This is a genomic window from Streptomyces prunicolor (genome assembly GCF_045162825.1).
Taxonomy (GTDB): Bacteria; Actinomycetota; Actinomycetes; order Streptomycetales; family Streptomycetaceae; genus Streptomyces; species Streptomyces prunicolor.
This window is the reverse complement of record NZ_CP108676.1, coordinates 7,768,868-7,784,090: the sequence shown is the minus strand read 5'-3', so window position 1 is coordinate 7,784,090 and position 15,223 is coordinate 7,768,868. Positions and strand designations below refer to the sequence as shown.

The 15,223-nt window shown below is 69.5% G+C and carries 12 protein-coding genes; 1 reads left to right on the top strand and 11 read right to left on the bottom strand.

Annotated elements, in window-relative coordinates; all coding sequences use genetic code 11:
• Window positions 1-27: 27 nt before the first annotated feature.
• The 4 genes from OG588_RS35895 to proS form a co-directional block, all read right to left on the bottom strand.
• Entirely contained in the window at window positions 28-267 is a 240-nt protein-coding gene (locus OG588_RS35895) for an RNA-binding protein (RefSeq protein ID WP_005479813.1), read from the bottom strand.
• 2 nt (window positions 268-269) lie between these two features.
• Window positions 270-689, bottom strand: a complete 420-nt coding sequence (rpsP, locus tag OG588_RS35890; protein WP_266862722.1) for a 30S ribosomal protein S16 — start codon at window positions 687-689, stop codon at window positions 270-272.
• Between the two features lie 276 nt (window positions 690-965).
• A complete protein-coding gene (locus OG588_RS35885) occupies window positions 966-1,562 on the bottom strand; it encodes a hypothetical protein (RefSeq protein WP_019058697.1) in 597 nt (198 codons plus the stop codon).
• Window positions 1,563-1,822: 260 nt separating this feature from the next.
• Window positions 1,823-3,238, bottom strand: a complete 1,416-nt coding sequence (proS, locus tag OG588_RS35880) for a proline--tRNA ligase (RefSeq protein ID WP_405950856.1) — start codon at window positions 3,236-3,238, stop codon at window positions 1,823-1,825.
• A 198-nt stretch (window positions 3,239-3,436) separates the two neighbouring features.
• Here proS and OG588_RS35875 point away from each other — a divergent pair, with 198 nt between their 5' ends.
• Window positions 3,437-4,294, top strand: coding sequence for an SAM-dependent methyltransferase (locus OG588_RS35875; RefSeq protein ID WP_405950855.1), 858 nt, complete (start codon window positions 3,437-3,439; stop codon window positions 4,292-4,294).
• A gap of 33 nt (window positions 4,295-4,327) precedes the next feature.
• On the opposite strand, the gene ftsH is transcribed toward OG588_RS35875, so the two are convergent.
• The 7 genes from ftsH to OG588_RS35840 all read right to left on the bottom strand — a co-directional run bounded on the left by ftsH (window position 4,328) and on the right by OG588_RS35840 (window position 14,903).
• Entirely contained in the window at window positions 4,328-6,265 is a 1,938-nt protein-coding gene (gene ftsH / locus OG588_RS35870) for an ATP-dependent zinc metalloprotease FtsH (protein WP_405950854.1), read from the bottom strand.
• A 123-nt stretch (window positions 6,266-6,388) separates the two neighbouring features.
• Window positions 6,389-7,945 carry a signal recognition particle protein gene (ffh, locus tag OG588_RS35865; RefSeq protein WP_405950853.1) on the bottom strand — a complete coding sequence of 519 codons (1,557 nt, stop codon included), beginning with the start codon at window positions 7,943-7,945 and terminating at the stop codon, window positions 6,389-6,391.
• Between the two features lie 81 nt (window positions 7,946-8,026).
• The gene (locus tag OG588_RS35860) at window positions 8,027-10,477 is read right to left on the bottom strand and encodes a [protein-PII] uridylyltransferase (RefSeq protein ID WP_405950852.1); all 2,451 of its coding nucleotides are present in this window, start codon (window positions 10,475-10,477) and stop codon (window positions 8,027-8,029) included.
• Between the two features lie 24 nt (window positions 10,478-10,501).
• Window positions 10,502-10,840, bottom strand: a complete 339-nt coding sequence (locus OG588_RS35855; protein ID WP_003997576.1) for a P-II family nitrogen regulator — start codon at window positions 10,838-10,840, stop codon at window positions 10,502-10,504.
• On the bottom strand, window positions 10,837-12,165 hold the full coding sequence (locus OG588_RS35850) for an ammonium transporter (protein WP_405950851.1): 1,329 nt from the start codon (window positions 12,163-12,165) through the stop codon (window positions 10,837-10,839). Before OG588_RS35850 ends, OG588_RS35855 begins: the two co-directional genes overlap by 4 nt.
• A 328-nt stretch (window positions 12,166-12,493) precedes the next feature.
• A complete protein-coding gene (locus tag OG588_RS35845; RefSeq protein ID WP_405950850.1) occupies window positions 12,494-13,093 on the bottom strand; it encodes a hypothetical protein in 600 nt (199 codons plus the stop codon).
• Window positions 13,094-13,418: 325 nt separating this feature from the next.
• A complete protein-coding gene (locus tag OG588_RS35840) occupies window positions 13,419-14,903 on the bottom strand; it encodes a hypothetical protein (RefSeq protein ID WP_405950849.1) in 1,485 nt (494 codons plus the stop codon).
• Window positions 14,904-15,223: the final 320 nt, after the last annotated feature.

Below are 15,223 nucleotides of genomic sequence, written 5' to 3'. Positions count from 1 at the left end.
CCGGCCCGAGCCGGTGTGCGATAAACGTCAGCGGACGTGGTCCACGTCGACAAGGTCGACGCGGACACCTCGGCCGCCGATGGCACCCACGACGGTGCGCAGAGCGCGAGCAGTACGGCCGTTGCGACCGATCACCTTGCCGAGGTCGTCGGGGTGTACCCGGACCTCCAGCACGCGCCCACGACGCAGGTCGCGCGAGGCGACCTGCACATCGTCAGGGTTGTCCACGATGCCCTTCACGAGGTGCTCGAGAGCCTCCTCGAGCATGCTCAGGCCTCGGTCGACTCGGACTCGGCCGTAGCCTCGTCCTTCTTGTCGGCCTTCTTCTTCTGGGTGATCGCCTCACCCTTGCTCGCGTCGTCGCCACCAAGGGCGTCGAACACGGGACGAGCGGCCTTCGGCGCGGCCACGAGCAGCGGAGCCGGGGCCGGCAGGCCCTTGAACTTCTGCCAGTCGCCGGTGAGCTTCAGGATGGCGAGCACGGGCTCGGTCGGCTGCGCGCCGACACTCAGCCAGTACTGCGCGCGGTCCGTGTCGACCTCGATGCGCGAGGGGTTCTGCACCGGGTGGTACAGACCGATCTCCTCGATGGCCCGGCCATCACGGCGGGTACGGGAGTCGGCGACGACGATGCGGTAGTGAGGCGAACGGATCTTGCCCAGACGCTTCAGCTTGATCTTGACTGCCACGGGAGTGGGTTCTCCTGGTTTTGACGTGGTTGGGCACGGCGAGATGGCCGCGTGGGGTTGCGGTACCCGAGTGCCCGATGGACGCGTCAGCCGGAGGCGAGAGGGTTCCTGTGCGGCTGTCGAGTACAGCTAGCCATTGTGCCACACCCTGGCGGCCCGCCCGACCGGGGAGGATGCCCCCGCCCATACGGAAGCGACACCCGGCGCCGGGAGGTGACCGGCGCGGGTGTGCGCAACCCGACCTGCGGGATGCGGCTGCCACGAGCAGCCGCGTCCTCAGGCCGCGCCCACGACCTCCGGGATGCGGAAGGGCTTGCCGCAGCCCCCGCACACGATCGGCGCCTGGGCCAGCACCGACGGGACGACCCGTACGTTACGACCGCAGTCGCAGACCGCCTTGACGCGGACGCCGCCACCGGACGAGCCGTGCCGGGCGGCCGGGCCGCGGAAGGTACGGGAGGTGTCCGCCGAGGTGGCGACGGTGTGGGCCTTGAGCGCGCGCTGGAGGCGCTCGATCGTGGGCCGGTAGCGCCGCTTCGCCTCGGGGTTGAGCTGGACCAGCGAGAAGCCGCTGCTGGGATGCGGTTCGTCGGGGTGGTCCAGGCCCAGCTCCTCGGCGATCGCAAGGAATCTGCGGTTGTGGTAGCGACCGGCACGGGACGTGTCACGCACGCCGCGCGAAGCGGCGATGCCATGGACTGCCTCATGGAGCAGTCGCTCGAAGGAGAGCTCGTGTCCGCAGGCGGACGACGACTCTCCGATCAGGGACTCGGGCGCGGCCAGATCGGGCAGTTCGGGGTGGTACCGCTGAATATCGGCCCACGCCTCTGCCAGCTCTGCGGCGAGAACAGGTGGTGTCTGTGTCGTGCTCACGTAATGACAACGAGCCGGAGTGCCCCTGTGTTCCGATTCCGGGGCATCCCAAATAATTTGCACGTACCCGTCAGTTGCCGCTGATGCGTCCGGAGGAGGGCGGGTGCGCTGATCTGCGGAGAAGCCTCACAGCTCAGCACAAGGTGGTGCGTAGGCCCACGTACGACCCGGCGCGTAGACGCTGTCCGCGCGCCGGGTGAGGTGATGTCCGCCGTTGCGCAAGGGGCGTTTCGGTCGCTCTCCCGCCGGAGCCCGCCGCTTCAGTAAGCGCGGGCGACGACCGCGACATTACCGGGCGCCTTGTCGTCGTCCGGCACCGACCCGTCCTCGGCGACCAGACACCGTACGGTCACCGCGTGCTCGGCCAGCTCGGCCTCGCCTTCTTCGCCGAGCGTCGCCCACGGGATGCGCGCCCAGCCGCCGGCGGTCGCGGCCTCGACGGCCTCCGCGATCGTCGACACCTCGGAGGTCCGGGACTCGCGCCGCTCGCGGGACTGCCTCAGCAGCAGCGCCTGATCCTCCTCCAGGACTACGGGAAGCAGCGCTACGAGAGAGTCGATCGCCACCGGCTCCTTGCCGCCCGGGATGCGACGGGCCACCATCGCCGTGCCGTTCTCCAGGTCACGGGGTCCGACCTCGATCCGTACCGGTACGCCCTTCAGTTCCCAGTCGACGGCCCGGCGCCCGAACGGGATGTCCGTGCGGACGTCGACCCGGACGCGCACGCCCGCCGCCTTCAGCCGGTCCCCGATCTCGCGGACCTTGGCCAGAACCGCCTCGTCACCCTTGATCGCGAGGACGACGACCTGGATCTGCGCCAGCCGCGGCGGCACCCGGAGTCCGTCGTCGTCGCCGTGCATCATCACCAGGGCGCCGATCATGCGCGTGGTGGAGCCCCAGGAGGTCTGCCAGACGAGTTCCTGCTTGCCCTCTTTGGACAGGTACTGCGTATTGAAGGCCTTCGCGAAGTTCTGGCCCAGCTCGTGACTGGTCGCCATCTGCAGCGCCTTGCCGTCGCCCATCATCCCTTCCAGGGTGAGGGTGTTGATCGCGCCCGCGAACCGCTCCTTGGCCGTCTTGCGGCCCGGTACGACGTCCATCGCGAGGACGTTGACCATGAAGTCCTCGTACACCTGGCGGTGGATGTGCGCGGCGAAGTCGCGCGCCTCCTCGTAGGTCGCGTGCGCCGTGTGGCCCTCCTGCCAGAGGAACTCGCTGGTGCGCAGGAAGAGGCGGGGGCGCAGCTCCCAACGGACCACGTTCGCCCACTGGTTGATCAGCAGGGGCAGGTCCCGGTAGCTCTGCACCCACTTCGCGAAGTACTCGTTGATGATCATCTCGGAGGTGGGCCGGACGACCGCGGGCTCCTCCAGCTCCTTGCCGCCGCCGTGCGTGACCACGGCCAACTCGGGCGCGAAGCCCTCGACATGGTCGGCCTCGCGGGCGAGGTAGGACTGCGGGATCAGTAGCGGGAAGTACGCGTTCTCGGTGCCCGTCTCCTTGATGCGGGCGTCCATCTCGGCCTGCATCCGCTCCCAAATGCCGTACCCGTACGGTCGGATGACCATGGAGCCGCGCACCGGGCCGTTGTCGGCCAGCTCGGCCTTGCTGATCAGATCCTGGTACCAGCGGGGGAAATCATCCGCCCGCGGCGTGAGTACGGGTGCCTTGGCCATGGCGCGATGGTACGGGCCCACGTTGCCGTCATGTGAATTCTCGCCACTCCCACAGGGAAGCCACAAGCCGGGCCCCACAACCCCTGGACGCCGTAGCGCGTGCGGAGTTTGCTGGCATACGGGGGAAGTGCGGGCGCACATCACGGGGGCCTCGGAAACGGGCACGGCCACATCTCTCGGCGGATTGGGGCGCTTTCCATGACACCTACGCTCGTGCGGCACTACCTGCCTCATGCGGGGCCAGTGCCCCGCGTGGACCTGGATGCACGCGCGCGTGACTGGTCCGAGATCCAGGAGCGGATGCTGGTGCCGCTCTACGAAGCGGTCTACGAGCGACTGGAAGTGGGACCCGGCACCCGGCTGCTCGGCCTCGGCTGCGGCTCCGGGCTCGCCCTGCTGATGGCGGCCTCCAGAGGAGCGACGGTCACCGGTGTCGAGCGCTTCTCCCCCGAGCGCCTGGCCCTCGCCCGCGAGCGACTGCTGCCGACCGCCTGGTCCCCACGCGCGCGTGCGCACACCCGGCTCGTCCACGGCTCCCCCAGGGACGCGGCCGGCGCGGAGGCGCCCGCGTACACCCTGGTGACCGCCTTCGAGCCCATCGGGTGCCTCGCGGGCGACTCGGAGGGACTCGGCGACATGCTCGACGCCGCGACACCGCTCGCCGCGCGCGGGACGCCCGTGGTGCTGGCGGGCTGGGGTCCGCCGGAGCGCTGCGCGACCTCGTCCGTGCTGCGGGTGGCCACCAGGCTGGCGGACCCGCTGCGCGGCACGGGCAGCCCGCGCCCGGTGCTGCGCGACGACCTGGAGGAGGTCGCCCACCGCGCGGGACTCAGGCCGGACGGCTCAGGCCGGGTGGCGTGCCCCTTCGGGTACGCCGACGTCGAGAGTGCCGTACGGGGGTTGCTGTCGACGGGGCTCTTCGACGCGGCGATCGTCGCGACGGATCAGGCGCAGGTGGACAAGGAGTTGGCGGAGGCATTGCATCCGTATCGACGGCCGGACGGGACGGTGTGGATGCCGAACGTCTTCCGGTATCTGATCGCGCGTACGACCTGAGGATGACTCATCACGGGTGCGACCTGAGGATGACTACGGCTCTTCCTTGAAGAGGCGCGTGACGCCCGCGATGCGGTAGGCGTCCGTCTCCTCCAGGGTCTCGTTCTCCAGGAGCGCCGCCGCGAGCGCGTCCAACTGGTCGCGGTGGTCGCCGAGTTTGCGGATGGCCTCGTCGTAGCACTCGTCGACGATGCGGCGCATCTCGTCGTCGATCACGTCCAGGGTCTGCGGCGCGGCGGCGAGGCCGTAGGCCTGCTGGGCGTCGTTCGGGAGGGCGGAGAGGCGGCCGACGCGCTCGCTCATGCCCCAGCGGGCGACCATCCCGCGCGCGATGTTGGTGACCTGTTCGAGGTCGTTCTCGGCACCGGTGGTGATGACTCCGTAGACGACCTGTTCCGCGGCCATGCCGCCGAGGGCGCCGATGATGCGGCCGCGCAGGTACTCCTCGGTGTACGCGTACTTGTCCGCGTCCGGCGTCGAGAGCGTGACGCCGAGGGCCCTCCCGCGCGGGACGATGGTGATCTTGCGGACCGGGTCGGCGCCGGGCTGGAGCATGCCGAGGAGGGCGTGGCCGCTCTCGTGGTAGGCGGTGCGGCGGCGTTCCTCCTCGGGCATCACCAGCGGGCGTTCGGCGCCCAGTTGGACCTTCTCCAGGGCTTCCGAGAGGTCGGTCTGGGTGACCTGGTCCTGCTTGCGCTTGACCGCGAGGAGGGCGGCCTCGTTGGCGAGGTTGGCGAGTTCTGCGCCGGTCATGCCCGGGGTCGTGCGGGCGACCTGGGCGAGGTTCACGTCCTTCGCGAGCGGGATCTCGCGGGTGTGGATCGCCAGGATCGCCTCGCGGCCACCCCGGTCGGGCGGTGAGACGACGACCACCCGGTCGAAGCGGCCGGGGCGGGTCAGCGCCGGATCCAGGACGTCGGCGCGGTTGGTGGCGGCGATCACGATGACGCCCTCGGAGCCGGAGAAGCCGTCCATCTCGGTGAGGATCTGGTTCAGGGTCTGCTCGCGCTCGTCGTGACCGCCCATGCCGCTGCCGCCGCCGCGGGCCCGGCCGATGGTGTCGATCTCGTCGATGAAGATGATCGAGGGGGCCACCTTGCGGGCCTCCGCGAACAGTTCACGCACGCGTGAGGCACCGACACCGACGATCATCTCGATGAACTCGGAGGCCGACGCCGAGAAGAACGGCACCCCCGCCTCCCCCGCGACCGCCCGCGCGAGCAGCGTCTTTCCGGTGCCGGGCGGACCCGAGAGCAGCACACCCCGGGGCATCTTGGCGCCCATCTTGCGGTACTCCTCGGGGTTCTTGAGGAAGTCGACGACGTCGTTCAGCTCGCCCTCGACCTCGTCGATGCCGGCGACATCCTCGAACGTCGTGCGCTGTTTGCCCGGCTCCAGCTCGACCGGCTTGGGCGGGGCCTTGCGGCCGAGCATGCCGCCCGCGCCACCGAGCCCCGAGCTCATCCGGCGCGCGATGAAGAGCCACAGGACCACCAGGAGCAGCATCGGGGCCAGCGAGATCAGCAGATTGGCCAGAAAGCTACGGTGTTGTACGACCGGCTCCGCCGTGACGGTGACGTTGTGTTTGGTCAGGTCCTCCCAGAGCTGGTCGTCCGCGAAGGTCGGCCGCTCGGTGTCGAACTTGGTGTACTTGCCGTCGCCGTCCGGCTTGTCCTGGCCCTTCTTGAGCTGCCCCTGGATCGCATTGCCCTTGGCGTAGATCTTGGTGACGTTGCCCGCGTCGACCTGCTTGCTGAACTCCGTGTACGAGATGGTGGGTTCGTCGCCCTCGTTGAAGAACGACAGGATCAGGTTGGCGACCAGGTACACGACCAGCGCGGTGAGGATCAGGCTCCACCAGCCGCCGCGCATCTTCTTCCCGCCCGGCGACGGCTTCGGGGGCTCGTCCGGGGTGCCCTCGGTACGCCAGGGCTGGTCGGGAGACTTGCGCGGCGGCGCGGGGTTGGTCATATCGGGACGTTACGACACAGGCCGGGCGTCGGCACGCCCAGCACGCGCCGAGGGCGCCCTTCCGGAGAGGGGCGCCCTCGGCGACGTAGAAGACGGGCTGTCAGCGCATGAACCTTCTCAAGCTCAGCCCATGAACTTCTTGAACTCGTCCGGCAGCTCGAAGTCCTGGCCGCCCTGCTCGGGCAGGCCGAACGCGTTGCCGCCCGGAGCGGCGCCGGCCTCGCGGCGCTTGGCCTCTTCCAGTTCCTGCTGCTTGCGCTTCATCGGGTTGCCGGAGCGCTGCTTGCCCTTGGCCTGCTTGGGCTGCTTCTTGGTACGGCCGGGGCCGCCGCCCATGCCCGGCATCCCCGGCATACCGGGCATCCCGCCGCCCTGCGCCATGCGGGACATCATCTTGCGGGCCTCGAAGAACCGCTCCACCAGGCCCTTCACGGCGCTGACCTCGACGCCGGAACCCTTGGCGATACGGGCGCGGCGCGAGCCGTTGATGATGGTCGGCTCGGCGCGCTCGCCCGGGGTCATCGACTTGATGATCGCGGCCGTACGGTCGACGTCCCGCTCGTCCAGGTTGTTGATCTGGTCCTTGATCTGGCCCATGCCGGGGAGCATGCCGAGCAGCTTGCTGATGCTGCCCATCTTCCTGACCTGTTCCATCTGGGACAGGAAGTCGTCGAGGGTGAAGTCCTGGCCCTTCTTGGACGCCAGCTTGGAGGCCATCTTCTCGGCCTCTTCTTGGCTGAACGTCTTCTCCGCCTGCTCGATCAGGGTGAGCAGGTCACCCATGTCGAGGATGCGGGAGGCCATCCGGTCCGGGTGGAAGGCGTCGAAGTCGTCAAGCTTCTCGCCGTTCGACGCGAACATGATCGGCTTGCCGGTGACCGAGGCGATGGAGAGCGCGGCACCACCACGGGCGTCGCCGTCGAGCTTGGAGAGCACCACGCCGTCGAAGCCGACGCCGTCGCGGAAGGACTCGGCGGTGTTGACCGCGTCCTGACCGATCATCGCGTCGACGACGAAGAGGATCTCGTCCGGCGAGACCGCGTCGCGGATGTCCGCGGCCTGCTGCATCAGCTCCTGGTCGATGCCCAGGCGGCCGGCGGTGTCCACGATCACGATGTCGTGGACCTTGGACTTCGCGAACTCGATGGAGTCCTTGGCGACCTTGACCGGGTCACCCACACCGTTGCCCGGCTCGGGCGCGTAGACCGCGACTCCGGCGCGCTCGCCGACGACGCTCAGCTGGTTCACCGCGTTCGGGCGCTGGAGGTCGGCGGCGACGAGCAGCGGCGAGTGCCCCTGGTCCTTGAGCCACTTGCCGAGCTTGCCCGCGAGGGTCGTCTTACCGGCACCCTGGAGACCCGCGAGCATGATCACGGTGGGCGGGTTCTTGGCGAAGCGCAGGCGCCGGGTCTCGCCACCGAGGATCGTGACGAGTTCCTCGTTGACGATCTTCACGACCTGCTGGGCCGGGTTGTTCAGCGCCCTGTTGAGGTCGGCGCCGAGGGCGCGCTCCTTGACGTTCTTGATGAACGTACGGACGACGGGCAGCGCCACGTCCGCTTCGAGCAACGCGATCCGGATCTCACGCGCGGTGGCGTCGATGTCCGCCTCGGAGAGCCGTCCCTTGCCGCGCAGGTTCTTGAAAGTGGCTGAGAGGCGATCAGAGAGAGTATCGAACACGGCGCTCGCGGTCCTCGGGGTCGGTGGCTATTGGGGAATCGCCCTCCAGGGTATCCCGGTCGCACAAGAGCGGGTCACGGGTCAGGCCCGCAGGGTTTCCTCCAGTTTGCGTGCCACCGCCGTGGCCTCGTCCCCCGGCAGGGGCATGCCCTCCGCGCCAGTGACGTAGAAGGCGTCCACCGCGTTCGAGCCCAGGGTGCTGACGTGCATGCTGCGGACGCGGACCTTCGCCTCGTCCAGGGCGCGGCCGATGCGGTGCAGCAGCCCGGGGGCGTCGTGCGCGCGCACTTCGATCACCGTCGCGTGCCGGGAGGCCGCCGCGGCGACCGTCACGCGGGCCGGCGGGGCCACCACACCTCGGCGGCGCGGATACGCGGCGTCGCGCTCGGCGAGGCGGCCCGCGATGTCGAACGAACCGTCCAGGGCGCGTACGAGATCGGCGCGCAGCCGGGCGGCCTGGGGCAGGGAGCCGTACTCGGCGGCGACCCGCCAGTTGAGCAGGAGCACCGAGCCCTCCACGCCGTCCGGCAGGTCGAGCGCGCGCAGCTCCGCCGTACGGACCGTCAGGCGGTGCATCGCCAGGACGCCGGCCACCGCGGGGAGTACGCCCGGCTGGTCGGGGACGGCGATCAGGAGTTCCACGCCGAGGGGTTCGGGGTCGCCGGCGGGCTCGTCCTCGGACGGGGGCTCGGTCTGGGCGCGGAGTGCCAACACCGGGCCGCCCGTTGCCACCGCCTCGATCGCGAGCCGTTCCTGTTCGGCGGTGGCCGCGCCCGCCTCGGGCTCCTCGGGGACGTCCCCGGAGAGCACGGCGGCGACCCGCTTCACCAGGTCGGTGACGAGGCCGGCCCGCCAGGACGACCAGGCGGCCGGTCCGGTGGCCAGCGCGTCCGCCTCGGTCAGCGCGTGCAGCAGCTCCAGGGTGCTCGTCGTACCGACCGCCTCGGCGACCGAACGGACCGTCGCCGGATCCTCCAGGTCGCGCCGGGTGGCGGTCTCGATGAGCAGCAGGTGATGACGTACGAGGGTGGCGAGCACGGCGACTTCCGCGCGGTCGAAGCCGATGCGGGCGGCGACATCCTTGGCGATGATCTCGCCGGCCACCGAGTGGTCGCCGGGCCAGCCCTTGCCGATGTCGTGCAGCAGCGCGGCGACCAGCAGGAGGTCGGGGCGGCTGACGCGGCGGGCGAACTCCGAGGCGCGGACGGCGGTTTCGATGAGGTGCCGGTCGACGGTCCAGATGTGCACGGCGTTGCGCTGCGGCCGGCAGCGCACCCGCTCCCAGTCGGGGAGCAGCCGGGTGATCAGGCCTTCCGCCTCCAGCGCCTCCCACACATCCACCGTGGGCTGCCCGGAACCGAGCAGCGTCACCAGCTGCTCGCGCGCCTCGGCGGGCCAGGGCGTGGGCAGCGGGCGCACGGTGGCCGCGAGGCGCCGTACAGCGTGCAGCGAGAGCGGAAGACCGGCCTGCGCGGCGGCAGCGGCGGCGCGCAGCGGGAGAACGGGGTCGCGCTCGGGGCGCGCGGCGCGGGCGAGCACCACCTCGCCGTCCTGTTCTACGACCCCTTCGGCGAGCGGGGAGCGCTCGGCGGCGGGTTTGGCGCCCCCGCCGAGCATCGCGCGCAGCCTCGGCCGCACGGCACGGGACCGCAGCACTCGCCCCACTTCACGCCAGGTGACATCACTGGCGTACGACACGACACGTGCCGCTTCGTAGACCTGCCGCAGCAGGGTGTCCGCGTCGAGGAGGCCCAGCTCGGCGGCGACCTGGTCCTGCTCCTGGAGTGCGAGCCGGTCGGTCGCGCGGCCGGTGGTGAGGTGCAGGGCGTCGCGCACGTCGAGGAGGCGGCGGCGGGCGTCGGCGAGTCCCTCGCGCGGGGCGTCGGCGAGCCAGGAGGCGGCTACGGCGCGCAGCGCGGTGGCATCGCGCAGGCCGCCGCGAGCCTCCTTGAGGTCGGGTTCGAGGAGGTACTGCAACTCGCCCTGGCGCTCGGCGCGTTCGGCGCAGAGTTCCTGGAGTTCGGGGAGGCGTTTGGGCGCCTGGTTGCGCCAGTCGGCGAGGACGGCCGTACGCAATCCGGCGGTCAGGCCGAGGTCGCCGGCGATGTGGCGGGCGTCGAGGAGGCCGAGCTGGACCTTGAGGTCCTCGCCGGCGGTCTTGCGGGCCTCGGACGGGGTGCGGACGGAGTGGTCGAGGGCGAGGCCGAGGTCCCAGACCGGGTACCAGATGCGGTCGGCCAGGGCCGCGACCGCGCCGGAGTCGCTGCCGTCGTGCAGGAGAAGGAGGTCGAGGTCGCTGCGCGGGGAGAGTTCGCCGCGGCCGTAGCCGCCGACGGCGACGAGGGAGACGCCCTTGAGGGCCTCGGAGCCCGCGGTGAAGAGGCCGGTCAGCCAGTCGTCGGTCAGTTCGGCGAGGGCCGCACGGCGCGGCGGCCCGGACCGCACCCCCTCAGTGAGGAGGCGCAGCCGGGCCGCCGCGTAGCCGCTGGGTCCGGAGTCCTCTGCATCCTTGCGCACGTCCGTACTCGTCACCCAGCGACTCCTGTTCGTTTCTTTTTAGAGCGCGTCCGGTCCGCGCTCGCCGGTCCGGACCCGGACGGCCGTCTCGACCGGGAGGGACCAGACCTTGCCGTCACCGATCTTGCCGGTGCGGGCGGCCTTGACGATGACGTCGATCAGCTGCTCGGCGTCGTCGTCCTCGGCCAGCACCTCGATGCGGATCTTGGGGACCAGGTCGACCGTGTACTCGGCGCCCCGGTATACCTCGGTGTGTCCCCGCTGACGACCGTAGCCGCTCGCTTCGGTGACCGTCAGACCGTGGACCCCGAAGGCCTGCAACGCTTCCTTGATCTCGTCGAGCCGGTGGGGCTTCACAACGGCGGTGATGAGCTTCATGCGTCCACCTTCTTCGTCGCCGTGGCGGAGTTGAGCGTGCCGCCGCTGAGGCCGCCGCCTGCGCCGCTGAAGTCGTATGCGGTCTCGGCGTGCTCGGCCTGGTCGATGCCGGCCACCTCGACGTCCTCGTCCACGGTGAAGCCGATGGTCTTGTCGATCAGGAAGGCGAGGATCGCGGAGACGACCAGCGAGTAGCCGAGCACCGCGCCGACACCGACGAACTGCTTGCCGAGCTGGGCCAGGCCACCGCCGTAGAAGAGGCCCTTGGCCGTCTGGCCGACGCCGCCGGTGGCGAAGAGGCCGATGAGCAGCGAGCCGACGATACCGCCGACGAGGTGGACACCGACCACGTCGAGCGAGTCGTCGAAGTTGAACTTGTACTTCAGGCCGACGGCCGCGGCGCACAGGACACCGGCGATGACGCCGACCGCGATGGCGCCGAGCGGGCTCACCGAGCCACAGGCCGGGGTGATGGCGACCAGACCGGCGACCGCGCCGGAGGCGGCACCGAGGGTGGTGAAGGCGCCGTGCTTGATGCGCTCGTAGATGAGCCAGCCGAGCATGGCGGCGGCGGTGGCGACCTGGGTGTTGGTGAACGCGACGGCGGAGACGCCGTCGGCACCGAGCCAGGAGCCCGCGTTGAAGCCGAACCAGCCGAACCACAGCAGACCGGCGCCGAGCATGACGAGCGGCAGGTTGTGCGGCCGGAACGGGTCCTTCTTGAAGCCCACACGCTTACGGATGACGAGGATGGCGCCGAGCGCCGCCGCACCGGCGTTGATGTGCACCGCGGTACCACCGGCGAAGTCGATCACGCCGTACTTGAACAGCCAGCCCGTGGTCGGCTCCCAGACCCAGTGGGCTACGGGGAAGTACACGAGGGTGGCCCACAGCGCGATGTAGACCGACCACGCCACGATCTTCACGCGGTCCGCCAGGGCACCGCTGATCAGCGCCGGGGTGATGATGGCGAACATCAGCTGGAAGACGGCGAACGCGTAGATCGGGATGTTGTACGTGGCGAACGGCTCGGTCAGACCGATGTGGCGCATGCCCACCCAGTCGAACCCGCCCAGGAAACCGTTGCCGGTGTCGAAGGCGATGCTGAAGCCGTAGAGCGTCCAGAGAATGGTGATTATGGCGATGCTGATGAAGCTCATCATCAGCATGTTCAACACGCTCTTGACCCTGACCATGCCGCCGTAGAAGAAGGCGAGGCCGGGGGTCATCAGCAGAACCAGCGCGGCGCTGAGCAGCATGAAGGCGGTGTTGCCGGTGTCGATCTTGGGAGCGGCTGCTGCTAGCGTCAGGATGCCTTCTGGCATCGGCGTCTCCTCGTCATCCGAACGGCCCGTGCGGGCAAGGTCAAGGTTTGGGCCGGTTTTCCGCCATGAGGTTGTCCCAGCCTGGTTTCTATGAAGGCCGCACAACGTTTCAGGCATGTGACGAAGGCGTCCGCCACGTTACGGAGGGATGAATCGACGCCCCGCTCGCGGCGGCCGTGACCACTCCGTGATCGCCCGGAGCGCCCCCCGGAGCTGTATACGGCCCGGTTGACCTGGACAGTTCGAGCCCCGCGCACACGAACGCGGGGGCGGACGCGTTCGGCGCCCGCCCCCGTGTCTCCCGGATCTACGTCCCTACGTCTCTACGTCAGACCTTGACGCAGGCCTTGATGGTGTTGGTCCCGGAGTCGGACTTGTTGTTGATGTATGCGGTCACCGTGGTCCGCGCCGACAGGCAGAGCGCGGTGTTGTACTTGATGTGCACCTCACCGTTGAAGCCGACCGGACGGCCGCTGTTGCTCTGGGTGTAGTTGTTCGCCTTGACCGCGTACGTCGTGGCCCGGGTGCCCGCCTTGCGCTTGCCGCACTCCACGGTGGGGGTGACGGCGACGGTCCACTGGTAGCCGGCGGCGATCGCGACGTTCAGCTTGCACTTCGTGCTCTCGTACCAGCGCTGGGTCATCGCCATCTTGGTGACGGTGGCGCTCTTGCCCCCGGTGCACTTGGTCAGCACGGTGGTGCGCATGGTCGGGTTGATGAGCTTGACGCCGAGGAACGCGTCCGAGATGGCGCCCTTCTGCTTGTAGTAGTAGTGCTTGAAGGTGACCTTGCCGGAGAGCGTCGTCCTGACGCAGCGCCCGAGCGGCTTGGAGTAGAAGTTCGCGCTCTTGCTGTACGGCTTTGTGTACGTCTTGGTGGCGATCGCCGACGCGTCGGTGGCGCCGGCGGCGAGCAGCCCGGTGGACATGACACCCGTTGCAAGGGCAACGGCGAATAGCCTCTTGGCCATTTTTGGAATCCCCGTTATGTCAGGAACGGCAGCCCCCTGCCGCCGTTCGAAACGCCGCCGCCCATGATTAGCGGCGGCGAATCAGTAGATTGCCGAAGTCGCCATGGTAGGCGCAAGCGATCATGTGAAAAGGTTTCACCAAGATCGGGCTCCCCGACTGAGTACGGCCCCTCAGAAGAACCGCGACACAGACCGGCCGCGGTCGGTCCTCCGAATGACCTGGCATGGGGGAGCCGAGTCGGGCGGTTCGGGAGGGCCGGCCGCGGCCGGGGCTCTGGGGTGTTCAGACCGCTTCGGCGGTCTCCGGCAGCTCGATCGCGAGCCGCTCGGTGAGGTCGACGACTGCGGCCAGCTCGCCGAAGTCGCGGAACGCGGTGTCGACGGTCTTTCGGATACGTGTGTTGACGCGCTCGGAGCGCACCTTCTTGGCGACGGTCATCGCCTCCGTCGCCAGCACCGCGCTCTGCTCGGGCTCGCGCCGCAGCAGGTGCACGGTGGCCATGCCGATGAGATTGAGCGCGTACGACCGCTTGTGGTCGTCGTCCTTGGCGAAGAGGTCCACCGCCCGCTGCATGACGGGCTCGGCGAGCGAGGCGTAGGCGGGACTGCGGCCGGCGACGTAGGCGAGGTCGCGATAGGAGTGCGAGTTCTCGCCGTACAGCTCGGCCTCGGAGAAGAAACGGATCCAGTCGGGGTCCGGGTCGTCCCAGTCGTCCACGTCCCCGAAGGTGTCCTCGGCCATCCGGACCGCCCGCTTGCACTTGCCGGGCTGGCCCATGTTGGCGTACGCGCGGGCCTCCATCGCATACAGCATCGACTGGGTGCGCGGACTCGCGCAGTCCCGGCTGCCGTACTGCGCGAGGTGGATCAGCTCCAGCGCGTCGTCGGGCCGCCCGAGATGGATCATCTGCCGACTCATGCTGGACAGGACATACGACCCGAGCGGCTTGTCGCCCGCCTCCTTGGCGGCGTGCAGGGCGAGGACGAAGTACTTCTGCGCGGTGGGCTGGAGCCCCACGTCGTACGACATCCAGCCCGCCAGCTCGGCGAGTTCGGCGGCGACCTTGAACAACTTGCGGTTGGTGGCCTCGGGTTGGGGCTCCTGAAGGAGGTCGGTCACCTCGTGCAGCTGCCCTACGACCGCTTTGCGGCGCAGGCCGCCGCCGCACTGGGCGTCCCACTTGCGGAACATCGCCGTGGTGGACTCCAGCAGCTCCAACTCGGGCCGGGAGAGCCGCCCTTGGTGCCGGGAGGCGCTCGCGGGCTCGGGCTCCGGCTGGTGGGCCGAGGGGCCAGGGACGAGCCAGCGCTGCATGGGCTCGATGAGGGACGGTCCCGCGGACAGGGCCAGCGAGGCCCCGAGGAAGCCGCGGCGGGCCAGCATGAGGTCGCTGCGGGAGAACTCGCTGAGCAGGGCCACCGTCTGCGGGGCCGTCCAGGGCAGGTCGACGCCGGACACGGAGGGTGCCTGGCGGGCCGCGCGCAGCCCCAGGTCCTCGACCGAGACGACACAGCCGAAGCGCTCGGAGAACAGCTCCGAGAGGATCCTCGGGATCGGCTCGCGCGGGTTCTCGCCGTCCAGCCAGCGGCGCACCCGCGAGGTGTCCGTCGAGATGTGGTTGGCCCCCAACTGCCGCGCCCTGCGGTTCACTTGCCGCGCCAGCTCACCCTTGGACCAGCCGCTGCGCACGAACCACGAGCCGAGCAGCTCATTGGGGCGCTTGTCCGTACTGGTCGCGGTTGTCCCGCTTCCGCCGTTGCCGCCCACTGGAACGCCCCCATCCCTGGAACCACTTGTCGCCGCTGTGCGCCAAGCCCTATCAGAATGCCGGTAAATACGGCTTCCCGTCCCGCACTTGTCACCCTTCGAACGAGATGACGAGTTGCCTCCGGCATACCCACGAGCGCATGTGCCCCGAGGACTTGTGCACTCAAAGTAATCCTACGATCACCGGTCCAGCCACGGCGATCCCGGAAACGCCACCATTCGCCACCCCTTCGAATGAACCTACGGTTGCCCGCGCACGATTCACTTGACATAGGACGGCCGGGAGTGGGCGTAGCGGTGCACGCAGGGGCGCGCACCGT